The 16484-nt window shown below is 66.6% G+C and carries 14 protein-coding genes; 13 read left to right on the plus strand and 1 reads right to left on the minus strand.

The annotated features are described in order from the left end of the window. Window positions 1-27: 27 nt before the first annotated feature. From M2317_RS06700 to M2317_RS06720, 5 genes are all read left to right on the plus strand, one after another. Entirely contained in the window at window positions 28-1185 is a 1158-nt protein-coding gene (locus M2317_RS06700) for an ABC transporter (RefSeq protein ID WP_429458530.1), read from the plus strand. A gap of 120 nt (window positions 1186-1305) precedes the next feature. Next, window positions 1306-1686, plus strand: a complete 381-nt coding sequence (locus M2317_RS06705) for a hypothetical protein (protein WP_429458532.1) — start codon at window positions 1306-1308, stop codon at window positions 1684-1686. A gap of 154 nt (window positions 1687-1840) precedes the next feature. Beyond that, a complete protein-coding gene (locus tag M2317_RS06710) occupies window positions 1841-2488 on the plus strand; it encodes a spermidine/putrescine ABC transporter substrate-binding protein (RefSeq protein WP_429458534.1) in 648 nt (215 codons plus the stop codon). Between the two features lie 146 nt (window positions 2489-2634). Further along, entirely contained in the window at window positions 2635-3636 is a 1002-nt protein-coding gene (locus M2317_RS06715; protein ID WP_429458536.1) for an ATP-binding cassette domain-containing protein, read from the plus strand. Then, the gene (locus M2317_RS06720) at window positions 3633-4472 is read left to right on the plus strand and encodes an ABC transporter permease (protein ID WP_429458538.1); all 840 of its coding nucleotides are present in this window, start codon (window positions 3633-3635) and stop codon (window positions 4470-4472) included. Before M2317_RS06715 ends, M2317_RS06720 begins: the two co-directional genes overlap by 4 nt. 87 nt (window positions 4473-4559) lie before the next feature. Here M2317_RS06720 and M2317_RS06725 read toward each other — a convergent pair whose 3' ends face one another. Further along, a complete protein-coding gene (locus M2317_RS06725) occupies window positions 4560-7757 on the minus strand; it encodes an ATP-binding protein (protein WP_429458540.1) in 3198 nt (1065 codons plus the stop codon). Window positions 7758-8007: 250 nt separating this feature from the next. Between M2317_RS06725 and rpsL the strand changes: the two genes are divergently transcribed. From rpsL to M2317_RS06765, 8 genes are all read left to right on the plus strand, one after another. Further along, window positions 8008-8376 (plus strand): 30S ribosomal protein S12, encoded by a 369-nt coding sequence (gene rpsL / locus M2317_RS06730; RefSeq protein ID WP_017201609.1) that lies wholly within the window; start codon window positions 8008-8010, stop codon window positions 8374-8376. Window positions 8377-8381: 5 nt separating this feature from the next. Beyond that, on the plus strand, window positions 8382-8852 hold the full coding sequence (gene rpsG / locus M2317_RS06735) for a 30S ribosomal protein S7 (protein WP_264156984.1): 471 nt from the start codon (window positions 8382-8384) through the stop codon (window positions 8850-8852). Between the two features lie 111 nt (window positions 8853-8963). Continuing rightward, on the plus strand, window positions 8964-11078 hold the full coding sequence (gene fusA / locus M2317_RS06740; RefSeq protein ID WP_429458545.1) for an elongation factor G: 2115 nt from the start codon (window positions 8964-8966) through the stop codon (window positions 11076-11078). Between the two features lie 146 nt (window positions 11079-11224). After that, complete coding sequence (gene tuf, locus M2317_RS06745) at window positions 11225-12415, plus strand: elongation factor Tu (RefSeq protein WP_429458547.1); 1191 nt, start codon at window positions 11225-11227, stop codon at window positions 12413-12415. A gap of 118 nt (window positions 12416-12533) precedes the next feature. Then, complete coding sequence (locus M2317_RS06750; RefSeq protein WP_429458549.1) at window positions 12534-13208, plus strand: VanZ family protein; 675 nt, start codon at window positions 12534-12536, stop codon at window positions 13206-13208. Between the two features lie 274 nt (window positions 13209-13482). Further along, window positions 13483-14193 (plus strand): acyltransferase, encoded by a 711-nt coding sequence (locus M2317_RS06755; RefSeq protein WP_429458551.1) that lies wholly within the window; start codon window positions 13483-13485, stop codon window positions 14191-14193. A gap of 495 nt (window positions 14194-14688) precedes the next feature. Beyond that, on the plus strand, window positions 14689-15381 hold the full coding sequence (locus tag M2317_RS06760; protein ID WP_429458552.1) for a hypothetical protein: 693 nt from the start codon (window positions 14689-14691) through the stop codon (window positions 15379-15381). A gap of 54 nt (window positions 15382-15435) precedes the next feature. Next, window positions 15436-16422, plus strand: coding sequence for a glycosyltransferase family 2 protein (locus M2317_RS06765; RefSeq protein WP_429458554.1), 987 nt, complete (start codon window positions 15436-15438; stop codon window positions 16420-16422). Window positions 16423-16484 lie beyond the last annotated feature (62 nt).

Here is a 16484-nt window from a genome sequence, read left to right on the forward strand (position 1 = left end):
TGCACATATCCGACGAGAGGCGCCCCCATGAGTGACCCCGAGGTTCCCCAGCCCGAGAAGCCGACCGACGTGAACGACGTCGTCGACAGCGCCAAGGCCGGTCTCGAAGAGGCCGCTGCTGCCGGTGCCGACGTCCCCGCTGCGAACGATTCCGGCGCCGGCGAGCCCGACGCATCCGAGCCCGCCGCCTCCGCATCCGACGCCGGCGAGCCGGGCGCGACCGACGCATCCGAGTCCGCTGAGTCGGCCACCGAAGCATCCGAGCCCGCCGTCGACCCCGACCTCGCCGCGTTCGAGGAGATGGAGAAGGCACACCCCGGCACGTTCTCGAGCCTGCCCGACGACATTCCGGCAGCCCACGACGGAATCGCCGGCGACGAGACGATCGCCGCCGAAGCATCCGCCGACTCCGCCGACTCCAAGGCCGCCGAGATCGCCACGGCCGCCGCCGCGAACGAAGCCATCAACGAGCGCTCAAACATCGTCGCCGAAGAGCCGACGTCGGTCACTTCCGTCTACGACGAGCCGACGGATGCCGAGACCCGCGTCCTCCCGTCCGAACCGGTCGTCGTAGCCGGAGCCGGAGCAGGAATCACCGCCGCCGCAGCCCCGGCCGCCCTCCAGCCGATCTTCGTCCAGGCGCCCGAGCCGCCCCGCGACCGCGGCAACCGCGGCACGGCGGGCCTCATCGGTCTGCTCGCGACACTCGTGTTCGCGGTGCTCTACCTCGGCGTGGTGCTCGCGGTCGGCGCGATCGAGGGCGACGTCATCGCCGAGAACATCGGCGATGCCGCTCTCGCCCCGCTGACGACGTGGGGCTTCTGGACGCCGGTCGTCGTCTTCTTCCTGTCGTTCTGGCTGCTGGGCGCGATCATCAACCGTGGACGCTGGGGCCTCTGGGTGATCTTCGGCCTGCTGGTCGGCGTCGCCACGTACTTCGGCTTCATCCTGGGGCAGCTCTTCGAGGCTCCGTTCTGGATGATCACGGCATCCCAGGGCGTCGAACTCGTCAACGAGCAGCTGTTCTCGCCGCTCGCGATCGCCGCCTTCGTGCTGGGCCGCGAGCTCACCATCTGGTTCGGCGCATGGGTCGCCCGCAGCGGGGCCCGCAAGTCCGAGCTGAACGCCGAGGCGCAGCGCGAGTACGAGCGCACGCTCGAGGCCGGCCCGACGCTGCCGAGGTAAGCCACGAACATCTCCACGCCGAACCCCCGCGGGCCCGAGTCCGCGGGGGTTTCGGCCGTCCTGGCGCTGGCGCTCTCGACCATCAGCTTCTTCGCGCTGGCCATCGTCGGCCTCGGGGCCGTGAGCTTCGCGACGGATGCCGACATCATCGCCGTTCCCGACCTCGGCCAGGGGCCCGGCGTGATCGGGATGGCCGCCGCCGTCGCAGCCTTCGCCGGCGTGCAGTGGGCGGCCGTGCGCATCGCGAGGCCGCTCTACCGGTCGGTGTGGGTGACGGCGCTGACGACCGCCCTCGCGCATCTGGTCGTCGTCGCGGTCAGTGCCCTGATCATCGCCGGCGACCCCGTGACAGCCCTCGCCGTCGCGGGCGACCTGGTCACTCGGGGTGCGAGCCTGGTGGTCCTGCTGGCCGCGGCGATCGCGGCCTGGGGAGGCATTGCGCTGCGCCGCACGCGTGCTCAGCATCCGCGCTGGCCCTGGGAGCGCGACGACGACGAGTAGCCGTCGACGCCCGGCGCCGACCTCTCCCGCGAGACTTGTTCTGCGGGGTGACACTTGCCTGGCCTGACCACGCATCACCGCACAAACCAAGTCTCGCGGGCCCGGGCGGGCGGGAATCACCCGAAACCCGCCGCACTCGCCGTACCCTGTAATCGTGGAGCGCTCACTGGAGACGCAGGTCGACCAGGCCGTCGAGGCCTGGCTGCGCTGGGTGCCGCGCTGGGAGCCGGCCACCCACCGCGGACGCGTCGCGCCCTGCCGCCGCTGCCTCGGCTCGCCGATCCTGTCCGCGGTCGGCATCGGCGGCAACGTCCCGCACGGCGTGCAGCACGGACTCTCGACGCGCATCAAGACGATCGTCGACCACGCCGTCGCCGACTACACCGCGCACAATCTCCCGACGCTCCAGCGCGAGCTCGACCAGCAGGCCGCCCGTAATCGCGCCCGCAGCTATCGGCCCAGTGAGGACCTCGCACCCGAGTTCGAGGGGATGCCGCTGGACCCCGACCCGGTACCGGGAGCGCCTTTCCTCTTCACGATCGCGGGTCTCGCCGACGAGGAGTCCTCCGAGCTGCCACCGCTTCCTCCGCTGAGCGACGACGCGAAGGCCGCCCTGCGGCAGGAGGTCACGCTCGCCGACGAGTACGCCAACATGGTCGGACGCGAGATCTGCGGCATGCTGCTGCGGCATCGGCTGTCGGTGCAGGCGGCGATCTCGCAGTACGTCGAACCGCAGATCGAGGCGATGCTGGAGGAGCTCACCCGCTCGCTGGATGCCCCGTTCGACCCGGACGCCCCCTGACTTCAGGCTTCGTCGAGGTACTGAGGCCTTGCCTTCATCGCCGGGTCCCGCCCTGCCCGCCCCGCTGTCACCCCCAGCCCCACCGCTGTCACCCTGTGACAGCGCCGCGACAGCATCCTGAAAGCGCCCGGCCGGATGCTGTGGGCATGACAGATCTCACCGCAGACTGGGCCGTCGAGGCCGAGGGACTCGTGAAGGTGTTCGGGCAGAACCGGGCGGTCGACGGCGTCGACCTCCGGGTCAGGACCGGCACCGTGTACGGAGTCCTCGGGCCCAACGGCGCCGGCAAGACCACGACCATCAACATGCTCGCAACGCTCATGCGCCCTGACGCCGGCAACGGCCGCATCTTCGGCCACGACGTCGTCCGCGAGGCGCAGATCGTGCGCCAGCTCATCGGCGTCACCGGGCAGTTCGCCTCGGTCGACGAGACGCTCTCAGCCAACGAGAACCTGATGATCTTCTCCCGACTGCTCGGGCTGTCGCGGGCAGAGGCACGCACCAAGACCGTCGAGCTGCTCGAGCGCTTCGGCCTGTCCGAGGCGGCGCGCCGCCCGCTGAAGGGCTTCAGCGGCGGCATGCGGCGGCGCCTGGATCTCGCGGCATCCCTCATCGCGCAGCCGCCGCTGATCTTCCTCGACGAGCCGACCACGGGCCTCGACCCCCGCACCCGCGGGCAGATGTGGGACACGATCCGCGAGCTCGTCGCCACCGGGTCCACGGTCCTGCTGACCACCCAGTACCTGGACGAGGCGGACCAGCTCGCCGACCGCATCGCCGTGATCGACCGCGGTCGGGTCGTCGCGGAAGGCACGGCAGACGAGCTCAAGGCCTCGGTCGGCAGCTCGAGCCTGCAGCTGCGCCTCGCGGATGCCGCGGACAACGCCGATGCGCTCATCGCCATCGAGCGGATCCTGGGCGTCGCGGGCACCCTGTCGCCGGAGGCCGCACGCATCACCGCGCCCATGGCCGATCCCGACCGCATCGCCGACCTGCTCATCGCCCTGCGCGAGGGCGGTATCGGCGTCGCAGAGCTCAGCGTTCAGAAGCCCACACTCGACGAGGTCTTCCTCACCATCACCGGCCACGACGCCGCCGATCAGGATGCCGCGGACGCGGCCGCACAGAAGGAAGAGGTGCCCGCATGACCGCCACCGCCATTGCGCCCGCGGGGCGCACGATGATCGTCCCGGCATCCGAACGCCGCCTGAAGAATCACACCGGCCTCGCCCAGACCGTGCAGAACACTCTGACGATGGCGTACCGCGGACTCGTCAAGATCCGCCGCACGCCGGAGCAGCTGGTCGACGTCACGCTCCAGCCGATCATCTTCACGCTGATGTTCACCTACATCTTCGGCGGGGCGATCTCGGGAGACGTCGCGTCCTACCTGCCGGTCATCATCCCCGGCATCCTCGTGCAGACGGTCATCACGACGTCGGTCGTCACCGGCACGCAGCTGCGCGAGGACATGGACAAGGGCGTGTTCGACCGCTTCCGGTCGCTGCCGATCGCCCGCATCGCACCGCTGTCCGGGGCGCTGCTGGCCGACACGGTCCGCTACGCCATCGCGACGGTGCTCACGTTCACGATGGGCTTCCTCATGGGGCTGCGGCCGGACGGCGGCCTCGCGGGCGTCGTCGCCGCAGGCCTGCTCGTGATCGCCTGCTCGTGGGCGATCAGTTGGATCTTCGCCTTCTTCGGCGTGATCGCGCGGAGCGCGTCCAGCGTTCAGGGCATCTCGATGCTGGTCCTGTTCCCGCTGACGTTCCTCTCCAACGCCTTCGTGCCCGTCGAGACGATGCCCGGCTGGCTGCAGTGGTTCGTGAACATCAACCCGGTGTCGCACCTCGTGACCGCCGTGCGCGACCTGGTCAACAACGGCGTCTTCGGCGTCGACGCCTGGGTGTCGCTGCTCGGTGCCGCGGTGATCGTCGCGATCTTCGCACCGCTGACCGTCCGCGCCTACATGCGCAAGGCCTGACGCAAACGCATCCTCGGCATGCGTCGCCGCGACGCGCCCGACCCCGATGCGCCCGATACCGCAGCACCCCGAAGCGCCCCGAACGGCTCAGTCCGTTCGGGGCGCTTCGAACACCCCGAACGCGCGCCGCACGAGCTCGTCGTCGGTGAGCGTCCTCGCCGCCGCGCGGGCACCGGCCACGGCATCCGCTCCGGCGTGCGCCTCGGCATGGGCGCGCAGGACGTCCAGGTGCAGGCTCGGCAGGTCCTGCCGGCAGCCGAGCGCCTCGGCGAACGCCAGTGCTTCGAGGGCGGTCGCTCGCGACTCGGGCACCGTGACCGCCCAGGCCGACCACCCAGCGAGGGTGGTGCCCAGCACCGGATGGTCGACCTGAGGGCGCAGCCGACGCGTCGCGATCACCCGGATGCGCAGCCGGTCCGACCAGAAGGCCGTCGTCTCCGCGATGGGCAGATCGTCCAGAGCGGATGCCGCGACGAAACTGGCGAGCGCCAGCAGGAACCACGGCGACGCCCGCTGATCCGGCGAGCGGAACGTCGCGATGGATCGCTCGTAGCGCGTCACGGCGAGCTCCAGATCTCCGCGGGAGCGGGCGATCTCGGCGAGGCCGAACCAGCCGACCGATGCGAACTCGAGTCCCTGCGCGGTGAGGTCGGTGACGAGGGTGAGGGCGTCGAACAGCCGCTCCGCCTCGTCGAGCCGGCCGAGGCTCAGCAGGCTCATGCCGCGGGTCCAGTCCTGTTGACGCAGTTCGTCGAGCGCGCCGAAGTCGTCGAAACCGTGTCGTGCGCGGTCGAGCCAGGCGAGCGTCTCCTCTGGCCGTGCGGACTGGCTGGCGACCTGGGCGGCCGACGATGCCGCGAGCGACGACAGCCATCGGTCGCCGATGCGCTCCGCGAGTTCCCAGGCGCGGTGCGATGCCGCCTCGGCCAGCACAGGGTCGCCGGCGTTCTCGGCGTACTGCGCGGTCATGAACTCGGCCACGAGCCGCACGGACGCCTCGGGCGATTCGCGCAGTTCGGCGAGCCGGGCGACGAGCCTGTCCGGTCGCGCGACGTCGGCGGCGACCGCGAGCAGGGCGCACCACGCCGGGCTGAGGCCCTCGGCATCCCGGCGCAGTCGGCGGATGCGGCCGAACACGCGCAGCCCGCGGGCATCGTCCCCCACGAGCGCGGCGAGAGCGCAGACGAGCAGCACCGGCGCGAGGGCATCCGCAGGGACGGCGTCGTCCGGCATCCGTTCGATCGCGGTGAGCATCGCAGGGGCGAACCCGGCGAGCTCCGTGAAGGCGCCGCGGACCACCCACGACGGCGTCAGTGCGGCGAACACGAGCACGGCCGCGGCCGCCTGGTCGGTGTCGAGCGCGTGACGGAGAGCGGCGACGAGGTTGTCGTTCTCCGCCTGCAGATCCCGCAGCACGTCGGCCCGCACGGGCGCGCAGGGGCCGAACAGCGCCGCCCCCGGCATCCGCGTCCAGCCGGCGGCCCACGTCAGCACTGCCGACCAGGCGTCGGCGGTCGCACCGTCGTCCAGTCGGGCCAGGCCGAACTCCCGAACGGTCTCCAGCATCCGGAAGCGGATGCCGCCGTGCGGAGCATCCGCGACGACCAGCAGCGACTGGCCGACGAGGCGGTCGAGCAGGTCGTCGACATCGTCCTCGCCGAGGACGGCGGCGGCGGTCGTCGCCGAGAATCCACCGGGGAGGATCGACAGGCGCGCGAGGGCCCGGCGGGAGTCGTGATCGAGCAGATCCCAGCTCCACTCGATCACGGCCTGCAGGGTGCGGTGCCGCTGGGGAGCCGCGCGGTCGGCGCTGGTGAGCAGCGCGAACCGGTTCGCGAGTCGTGATTCGATCTGCTCGGCGGTCATGGTCCGCACCCGGGCGGCGGCGAGCTCGATGGCCAGAGGCAGCCCGTCCAGCCGATCGCACAGCCGGACCACGACCTCCGGGGTGAGCGCGGCGCCGGGGCGCACGGCGGCCGCGCGCTCGAGGAAAAGACGCACGGCGGGGCCCGGTTCGTCGGATGCCGAGGTCGCCAGCGCCGCGAGCGGGTACACGGTCTCCGCCGCGATCGACACCGGTGTGCGAGAGGTGGTGAGGATGCGCAGACTCGGCAGCGAGGCGAGCAGGTCGGCGGTCCAGGCGGCGACCGCGTCGATGATCTGCTCGCAGTTGTCGAGCACGAGCAGGGCGGGGCGCTCGCCGAGGAATGCCGCGATGCGCGCGTGGAGGTCCGGCTGGGCGCGGGCATCGGCCAGCGTCCCGCTCGTTCTGGCCTCGCTGATACCCAGCGCCGCGCCGATGGCCGGCTCGAGATCGTCGTCGGCGCGCACTCCGGCCAGGGCGACGACGGCGACGAGGCGGGAGGCGGATGCCGCGGCGGCCGCCTGCGCGAGACGGGTCTTGCCGAGCCCGCCGGGTCCGAGGATCGTCACAAGACGCGAGCGGGTCAGCAGATCGGCGATCTGCTCCAGGTCGTCGTCGCGGCCGATCAGGTCGTTGGGCGCGGCGCGCAGTCCGATCCGCATCGGCGCGTGTGCGGGGGCGGTCTCGCCGCGGAGGATGCGGGCGTTGAGCGCCGCGGATGCCGCGCCGGGGGAGGAGCCGAGGTCGTCGCGCAATCGTGCGCGCAGTCCGGCATGAACGGCGAGGGCCTCCTGCGTGCGCCCGGCGTCGGCGAGCGCCGTCATGAGCAGCATGTGCACGTCCTCGTCGTACGGGTGGGCGTCGGCCTGCCCGCGGAGGGTGTGCACGGCATCCGTCGGCCGGCCCAGCGCGATCAGCGTGCGCGCCCGTGCGGTGTCGAGCCGGTCCCGGAGAGCGGCGGCGTCTTCGGCGAGGACCTCGGCGATGGGCGCGCCGCCGAGGTCGGCACCGGGCTCGCCGTGCCAGAGGGCGACGGCCTCGTCGAGCAGGGTGAGCCTGGCCGGGTCGGCTTCCGCGAGAGCTGTCGCGCGTCGTTCCAGGTCGCGAGCCAGGGCGAGATCGGAGGAGACCCCCTCGCCGAGTGCATAGCCGGCGACGTCGCTGCGCACGAGTCCGACTCCGGCCGCTGCGCGCAACCGGGACACGAGGGTCTGCACCGCGCCGCGCGGGTTGCCCGGTGCGTGTTCCTCGTCCCAGACCTCGGCGGTCAGAGCATGGATGCTGCGGGACGCGTCCGCACCGAGAGCGAGCGCTGTTAGCAGGGCGCGTGCGGTCGCGCCGGCCGGCTCGACGGCGGTGCCGTCCTCGGTCGTCACGGTCACCGGCCCGAGCACCGCGACGCGAGGAGGCTGCTTGTCCACCGTGCCAGCCTAGAACCAGACTTCGCAGAACCCGGCGTGGCCACCATGCCTCATTTGACCGCGTACGTTACGCGGCATTACACTTGATCAGGTGTGTGCACGTCTCGGCGTGCCTGCACACGGGCTCCGGTCCATACCGGTCTGCCCCCACGGCATACCCACCACACCAAAAGCGCGTCGATTCCGGCGTGCCGGTGGGTCTGATGTGATTCCATCGCGCTGTCACCGTGCAGCACAACTAGGAGAGAACGTGCCAACCATTCAGCAGTTGGTTCGCAAGGGTCGCTCGCCCAAGGTCACCAAGACCAAGGCGCCCGCCCTGAAGTCGAACCCGCAGCAGGCCGGGGTCTGCACCCGCGTCTACACCACCACCCCGAAGAAGCCGAACTCGGCGATGCGCAAGGTCGCTCGTGTGAAGCTGCGCAACGGGACCGAGGTCACCGCCTACATCCCCGGTGAGGGCCACAACCTGCAGGAGCACTCCCTGGTGCTCGTCCGCGGCGGTCGTGTGAAGGACCTCCCCGGTGTGCGTTACAAGATCGTCCGTGGCGCCCTGGACACCCAGGCAGTCAAGAACCGTAAGCAGGCTCGTTCCCGCTACGGCGCGAAGAAGGGTTGAGTTAGATGCCTCGTAAGGGTCCCGCCCCCAAGCGCCCCGTCGTCAACGACCCGGTATACGGCGCTCCGATCGTCACATCGCTCGTGAACAAGATCCTCGTCGACGGCAAGAAGTCGCTCGCCGAGTCGATCGTGTACGGCGCACTCGCCGGTGTCCACGCCAAGAACGGCGAGGACGCTGTCGCCACCCTCAAGAAGGCGCTCGACAACGTGCGCCCGACCCTCGAGGTCCGCAGCCGCCGCGTCGGTGGCTCGACCTACCAGGTTCCGGTCGAGGTCAAGCCGCACCGTGCGAACACGCTCGCGCTGCGCTGGCTCGTCAGCTACGCGAAGGGTCGTCGTGAGAAGACGATGACCGAGCGTCTGCAGAACGAGATCCTGGACGCCTCGAACGGTCTCGGTGCCGCGGTCAAGCGCCGTGAGGACACGCACAAGATGGCCGAGTCGAACCGCGCGTTCGCTCACTACCGCTGGTAAACAGCTTCGCCCGCTCCCGGCTGACATCACGGCTTTCGCCGAGAAGGATGCCGGGGGCGGGCACCCTCCCTCTCCTCGCAGCAATCCTGCAAGAAAGATAAGGACACTCCTGTGGCACAAGACGTGCTCACCGACCTGAGCAAGGTCCGCAACATCGGCATCATGGCGCACATCGATGCCGGCAAGACCACCACGACCGAGCGCATCCTGTTCTACACGGGCGTCAACCACAAGCTCGGCGAGACGCACGATGGCGCCTCGACCACCGACTGGATGGAGCAGGAGAAGGAGCGCGGCATCACGATCACGTCTGCCGCCGTGACCTGCTTCTGGAACAACAACCAGATCAACATCATCGACACCCCCGGTCACGTGGACTTCACGGTCGAGGTGGAGCGTTCGCTCCGCGTCCTCGACGGTGCCGTCGCCGTCTTCGACGGCAAGGAGGGCGTCGAGCCCCAGTCCGAGACCGTGTGGCGTCAGGCCGACAAGTACAACGTCCCCCGCATCTGCTTCGTCAACAAGATGGACAAGCTGGGCGCGGACTTCTACTTCACCGTCGACACCATCGTCAGCCGCCTGGGCGCGAAGCCGCTGGTCATCCAGCTGCCCATCGGTGCCGAGAACGACTTCGTGGGCGTCATCGACCTCGTCGAGATGCGTGCGCTGGTCTGGCCCGGCGATGCCAAGGGTGACGTGACCATGGGCGCCTCGTACGAGGTCCAGGAGATCCCGGCCGACCTCAAGGACAAGGCCGACGAGTACCGTCAGCAGCTCCTCGAGACCGTCGCCGAGACCGACGACGTCCTGCTGGAGAAGTTCTTCGGTGGCGAGGAGCTCACGGTCGCCGAGATCAAGGGCGCGATCCGCAAGCTCGTCGTTGCTTCCGAGATCTACCCGGTCCTGTGCGGTTCGGCGTTCAAGAACCGCGGTGTCCAGCCGATGCTGGATGCCGTCGTCGACTACCTCCCCAACCCCCTCGACGTCGGTGCCATCGAGGCGCACGACCCGAAGGACGAGGAGAAGGTCATCGAGCGTCACCCCGACGCGAAGGACCCGTTCTCGGCCCTCGCGTTCAAGGTCGCCGTGCACCCGTTCTTCGGTCGCCTGACCTACGTGCGCGTGTACTCGGGTCACCTGGACTCCGGCTCCGCGGTCATCAACTCGACCAAGGGCAAGAAGGAGCGCATCGGGAAGATCTTCCAGATGCACGCCAACAAGGAGAACCCGGTCGACTCGCTCACCGCCGGCAACATCTACGCCGTCATCGGCCTGAAGGACACCACCACCGGTGACACCCTGGCCGACATCAACGCCCCGGTCGTCCTCGAGTCGATGACGTTCCCGGAGCCGGTGATCGAGGTCGCGATCGAGCCGAAGACGAAGGCCGACCAGGAGAAGCTGGGTGTCGCCATCCAGAAGCTCGCTGAAGAGGACCCGACCTTCCGCACCGAGCTCAACCCCGAGACCGGTCAGACGACCATCAAGGGCATGGGCGAGCTGCACCTCGACATCCTGGTCGACCGCATGAAGCGCGAGTTCCGCGTCGAGGCGAACGTCGGAAAGCCCCAGGTGGCGTACCGCGAGACGATCAAGAAGGCCGTCGAGAAGTACGACTACACGCACAAGAAGCAGACCGGTGGTTCGGGTCAGTTCGCCAAGATCCAGTTCACGATCGAGCCTCTCGATCTGGACTCGGAGAAGACGTACGAGTTCGAGAACAAGGTCACCGGTGGTCGCATCCCGCGCGAGTACATCGCTCCGACCGATCAGGGCTTCCAGGACGCCATGGCGGCCGGTGCACTGGCCGGTTACCCGATGGTGGGCGTGAAGGCGATCCTGCTCGATGGCGCGTCGCACGACGTCGACTCCTCGGAGATGGCGTTCAAGATCGCCGGTTCCATGGGCTTCAAGGAGGCCATGCGCCGCGCGAACCCCGTGCTGCTCGAGCCGCTGATGGCCGTCGAGGTCCGTACTCCTGAGGAGTACATGGGCGACGTCATCGGCGACCTGAACTCGCGTCGTGGTCAGATCCAGTCGATGGAGGATGCCGCTGGCGTGAAGGTCGTGCGTGCTCAGGTTCCGCTGTCCGAGATGTTCGGCTACATCGGCGACCTGCGCTCGAAGACCTCTGGTCGCGCTGTCTACTCGATGGAGTTCCACTCCTACGCCGAGGTCCCGCGGGCCGTGGCGGACGAGATCGTCCAGAAGACCAAGGGCGAGTAAGCCCTTATCCGGGGGCGCTCCGGCGCCCCCGGACAACACACAACTTCATAACGCTCTCTCTACTAAACTGAGAATCAAACCCCGTAGGGAACCGGTCACAATCCAGTGCCCGACAACCTCTACACGAACGTCCTGAGGAGGACCCAGTGGCCAAGGCCAAGTTCGAGCGGACCAAGCCGCACGTGAACATCGGAACGATCGGTCACGTCGACCACGGCAAGACCACGCTCACCGCAGCGATCTCGAAGGTTCTTGCTGACAAGTACCCGTCGGCGACCAACGTTCAGCGCGACTTCGCGTCGATCGACTCCGCTCCCGAAGAGCGTCAGCGCGGTATCACGATCAACATCTCGCACGTCGAGTACGAGACGCCGAAGCGCCACTACGCGCACGTCGACGCCCCGGGTCACGCTGACTACATCAAGAACATGATCACCGGTGCTGCTCAGATGGACGGTGCGATCCTCGTCGTCGCCGCCACCGACGGCCCGATGGCTCAGACGCGTGAGCACGTTCTGCTCGCCAAGCAGGTCGGCGTTCCGTACCTGCTCGTCGCGCTGAACAAGAGCGACATGGTCGACGACGAGGAGATCCTGGAGCTCGTCGAGCTCGAGGTCTCCGAGCTGCTGGCTTCGCAGGGCTTCGCCGAGGACGCTCCTGTCGTCCGCGTTTCGGGCCTGAAGGCGCTCGAGGGCGACGAGAAGTGGGTCCAGTCGATCCTCGACCTCATGGAGGCCGTCGACGAGAACGTTCCGGACCCGGTGCGCGACAAGGACAAGCCGTTCCTGATGCCGGTCGAGGACGTCTTCACGATCACCGGTCGTGGAACCGTCGTCACGGGCCGCGCCGAGCGTGGCACGCTGGCCATCAACTCCGAGGTCGAGATCGTCGGCATCCGCCCGACGCAGAAGACCACGGTCACGGGTATCGAGATGTTCCACAAGCAGCTCGACGAGGCATGGGCCGGCGAGAACTGTGGTCTGCTGCTCCGTGGCCTCAAGCGTGAGGACGTCGAGCGCGGTCAGGTCGTCGTCAAGCCGGGTTCGGTCACGCCGCACACCGACTTCGAGGGCACCGCGTACATCCTGTCCAAGGACGAGGGTGGCCGCCACAACCCGTTCTACACGAACTACCGCCCGCAGTTCTACTTCCGTACCACGGACGTCACCGGCGTTATCACGCTGCCCGAGGGCACCGAGATGGTCATGCCCGGCGACACCACCGACATGACGGTCGCGCTGATCCAGCCGATCGCCATGGAGGACGGCCTCGGCTTCGCCATCCGTGAGGGTGGACGCACCGTCGGCGCCGGTACGGTCACGAAGATCATCAAGTAAGTACTTCTCTTACTCCTCAGCGGGGTCGGGCCTTCGGGTCCGGCCCCGCTGTCGTTTTTGCCCGGGGGATTCTCGGGATGCCGTCGCTACTCTTGAACTCCGTCATCGAAGGAGCCCCATGAGCGAGATCCACGTCGGTCCACCGCCGCCGCGCAGCTACGCGCGCCTGTGGGTCTCGACCCTGCTGCTGGTCCTCTACACCGCGTTCGTGCTGCTCGTGACGATGTGGCCGCGCCCCCAGGATCTCGAGTTCGACAGCATCGCGTCGCGCGTACTGCGGGCGCTGCACAACCTCGGCGTCCCCGAGACGTTCGGCTACGACAAGCTCGAGTTCACCGCGAACATCGCGATGTTCGTGCCGCTCGGGTTCCTGTTGGGCCTGGCGCTGGCGCGCAAGGCGTGGTGGGTGGCGCTGTTCCTGCTGCCGGCGTTCTCGGCCGGCATCGAGCTGACGCAGGGCTTCGCGCTGGAGAGTCGCGTCTCGACGTTCTACGACGTGATGGCGAACTCGATCGGCGGGTTCCTCGGTCTGCTGTTCGCGATGATCATCCGCGCGATGATCCACGTGCGCGATCGCACGATGATCGAGCGCGAGCTCTGGGAGCGCCGCCGCGCGGCCGCCGAACTGCAGCGCCAGAACGCCGCGAGGGCGGCCACACGCAGGCCTCAGCCCGCGCCGGCCTGGGCCGCGCAGGCAGAGCCGGTCTATGTCGAGCCCGATCCCGTCACGCGGGTGCTGGATGCCGACTTCTGGGCGTCGCCGGATGCCCCGACGCAGCGGATCTCGGTCTGAATCCGGATGCCGTGAAGTCGGTGCTGTGAGATGACCGCTTGTGCCACTTGGCGCGGGTTGCATCCGTGCAAGCCTCATCGCCGAGGCACACGCCCCTCTTTCTCGCGAAGCTCAACGACTGAAAGTGCGAACATGGCTCGACGCGTACGAGACCACAGGTCGCATCGTTTCTCAGCCCACTAGAGCACGAACACGTCAGCTCGTTCTGGCAGCCTAAGCAATCAACTACCTGTCCGGGATACGGGATTAACTTTGGTGCGATAACATCGCAGACATGACCGAGAATTCCCTGAGCATCGTTCGCTCTGACGGTACGCAGTTTACTGTGGAGGAAGTCGCGGGGCTGACCGTGTCATTCGCGGGTCACGGGAGCACCGTCGAGATCGGGGAAGGATCGGTTTTTCACAACTGTAAACTCTTCATCGGCAACGAGGGCAGAGTACAAATTGGGACAACCCATCCTCGTGGGATCCGGAACTCCACCATCAACATGGGCGGGAAATCGGTAGGGAAAGCCCTCACGATTGGCGCTGACACCTCGATCGAGAGTTGTCGTTTCGCCATGGCGAACGAAGTGGGCGAGGAAATCATCATCGGAAAGGGGTGCATGTTGAGTAGCAACATAACCTTCCGAACAAGCGATGGTCACTCAATATACGACATGACATCCAAGAGGCTTGTTAATCGCACTCGTCCTATCACCGTAGGCGACAATGTCTGGATCGGCTCGGGGGCGACGCTCACGAAAGGAAGCCGCGTACCGAGCAATACCGTAATTGCAACTATGGCTTTGGTCTCACGGCGTTTCGAAGAGGAAAACACCGCGATCGGCGGTAATCCAGCGCAAGTCTTGAAGCGAAACATTGGTTGGTCGCGAACGTATGTGCCGAAGTACATCGAGCCTCTGCCGGAGGATGAGCCGTCGCAACTCGAAGCGGTGGGCGCATCGCGATGGCGCAGGCTTGAACTTTTTCGTAGACGCTGACGTTCGCCGGTCAGTCGAAGCCGCTGCGGCGTAGCGATAGCAGTGGAGACGCGTTGGAGGATGACCTGGTCATACATGCGGGCGTCGACGGAGTGCGCATAGCGGGTTCGTTGCCACACCATGGACGCTACCCAGGCCTTTCGACGCTCAGCCAGTACGCAAGCCGCACCCCACAGGCTGGGGCCTACGCATGTCCCGCCACTCGGGCACTATGGATTGCGCGGACGCACGGGGCCAGGGCGCGCCACACCGTGCTCAGCGACGACGCACTGGGGACCTCAGGCTCGTCCCAGACCTGCAGTGTGTCCGCGCCCGAAATCAGACTGCACCGTCTCCCATGGGTGGCGTGGTGAGACGGAACGAACGCTTCCGTTGACAGCCCGGTGCCGATCATGAGCCTGCTAGCATGAAACATCGCGTGCTGACGCGTCGAATGCCCCCAGAGTTAGGTCAACGGTGAAGTCTGTATTCTATTGGAGCCCAATTCTCGACTCAGTGACCGGCCAATTCAAGGTCAAAGAGGTCCAAGAGGGGCTTCCCGCGTTCAACTTTGGTGATGTGCTCGGCATCGAGATCCTTAAGCACGTTGCGCGCAAGCGATTCGCGTATGGAGCAATCAAGATCGCGGACATCTTCGTCACAGGCACCGTAGGCCAGTTGATCGAGATGCACGGTGGCGCGAAGGAAGGCGCCGTGATTGCGGGGATTGGCACGGACCCTACGCGTGAGACCAAGATCGACTGGCAAGGGACGTACGACGTTCGTATGGTCCGTGGCCCGCTTACACGCGAACTCTGGCGTCTGCCTAAGGAGATTCCGATGGGCGACCCTGGACTTCTCGCGCGGGAGGTCTACGGCGAGGTGGAAAAGCGCTACACAACGGGTCATGTTCGGCATTTCAAAGATCGCACTCCGATCCCAGACCACGTTGCCAACGACCCCAACGCGATTGTGATTGAAGCGGCCGGCGCGCCTGCCGACGTTATTCCATTGATCGCTGCGTGCAACCAGATTTCTACGAGTTCACTTCACGGCGCTATTGTCGCCGATTCGTATGGAATTCCCTGGAGTAGGCACGGCGCGCCTGTCGGTCTTGGGCGCAAATGGGAAGACTACTCGCTCGCGCTGGAAGAGCGTGGGATCGAACGCCTCAAGTCCGACATCACGGATGTCCTGAGCGTGCTTTGACGATTCGATCATCAAGATAGGAGCACTGGTAGCGTGAGGCATCCAATTCTCACCGTGGGAATAACGACCTATGAGCGCCCAGGCGCGCTCCGACGTGCTATTCGTAGCATTCTGGAGCAGGAAAAGATTGACGCGGGCACTGTTGAGCTGGTCGTGGTCGACGACGCTTCACAATCGGAACCCGCGGTGAAGTATCTCGAGTCGATCAAGGATCTCTCCAGCGAATCGATCTCTGTTCGACTGCTTCGACATGCGGACGGAACGGGCGGACCTTCGGTCGGCCGGAACGAGATCATCGACGCTGCAACAGGTGATTACGTCTTGTTTCTCGACGACGACAACTCTATTTTTCCCGGAACCCTGAATCTGGTCGTAGCACACCTCTCAACTACTTCGGCCGATTGGGTGTCTTTGCGTCGGCACCGCAACGGCAAGTCTTTCTTTCGTGCTCCGGAGTCGATTAACGAGAACCTGACGCGCGCAGGTGCGTTGTGGACTCTTCTGATCGCCGGCGCATTTAGGAGAACGGCGCTGTTGGAATCGGGTATCAGGTTCGATCCCGCCATATCGTATGGGGAGGACAATGAGTTCGTCCTTCAGTTTGTAACGCACTTCACCCGATTCACGGCAATGTCAGACCGTGACTATCTCCTCGAGGGTGACCCGCTTTCTGGTGAGCTTCCCCATATTTCGCACCTCCGTCCTGGTGCTGAGTTTGTACAGATCCTTGTTGCTCATGTTGGACGCTTGTTTGGTATTATCGCCGACGCGAATCTGTCGGATTCGGAAGCCGATACCCTTGCTGCCATTATCCTCAATAGAGCCACTGGATCGTACAATCTGCATCGCAAGATTGCTGGTCTTGCGGATGATGGCGTCGTTAGGCAGTTCCTGCTGCAGTGGTCGGCGGCAATCTCACGCGTTTTGACTACGGAGCGCGCCGTTGAACTCGCCTCGAAGCGGGATCTCGATCGCGTCATGCGTGCTGTATTCTCCGCGGATGTCCAGGAGCTTCGAGAATCTGTGCGCTCTTTGGCGTGAGTCGCTACATCGGAGTTTCGTCGTCGAGACTGCTGCAGCGTTCATGTCAGCCGCGCTTCTCT

This window comes from Microbacterium sp. ZKA21, assembly GCF_050434165.1.
Lineage (GTDB): Bacteria > Actinomycetota > Actinomycetes > Actinomycetales > Microbacteriaceae > Microbacterium.

Bases quoted from the DNA above. Each gene is read 5' to 3' on its own strand.
- M2317_RS06700 (WP_429458530.1), top strand. From the start codon at position 28: ATGAGTGACCCCGAGGTTCCCCAGCCCGAGAAGCCGACCGACGTGAAC.
- M2317_RS06715 (WP_429458536.1), top strand. From the start codon at position 2,635: ATGACAGATCTCACCGCAGACTGGGCCGTCGAGGCCGAGGGACTCGTG.
- M2317_RS06720 (WP_429458538.1), top strand. From the start codon at position 3,633: ATGACCGCCACCGCCATTGCGCCCGCGGGGCGCACGATGATCGTCCCG.
- rpsG (WP_264156984.1), top strand. From the start codon at position 8,382: ATGCCTCGTAAGGGTCCCGCCCCCAAGCGCCCCGTCGTCAACGACCCG.
- M2317_RS06750 (WP_429458549.1), top strand. From the start codon at position 12,534: ATGAGCGAGATCCACGTCGGTCCACCGCCGCCGCGCAGCTACGCGCGC.
- M2317_RS06755 (WP_429458551.1), top strand. From the start codon at position 13,483: ATGACCGAGAATTCCCTGAGCATCGTTCGCTCTGACGGTACGCAGTTT.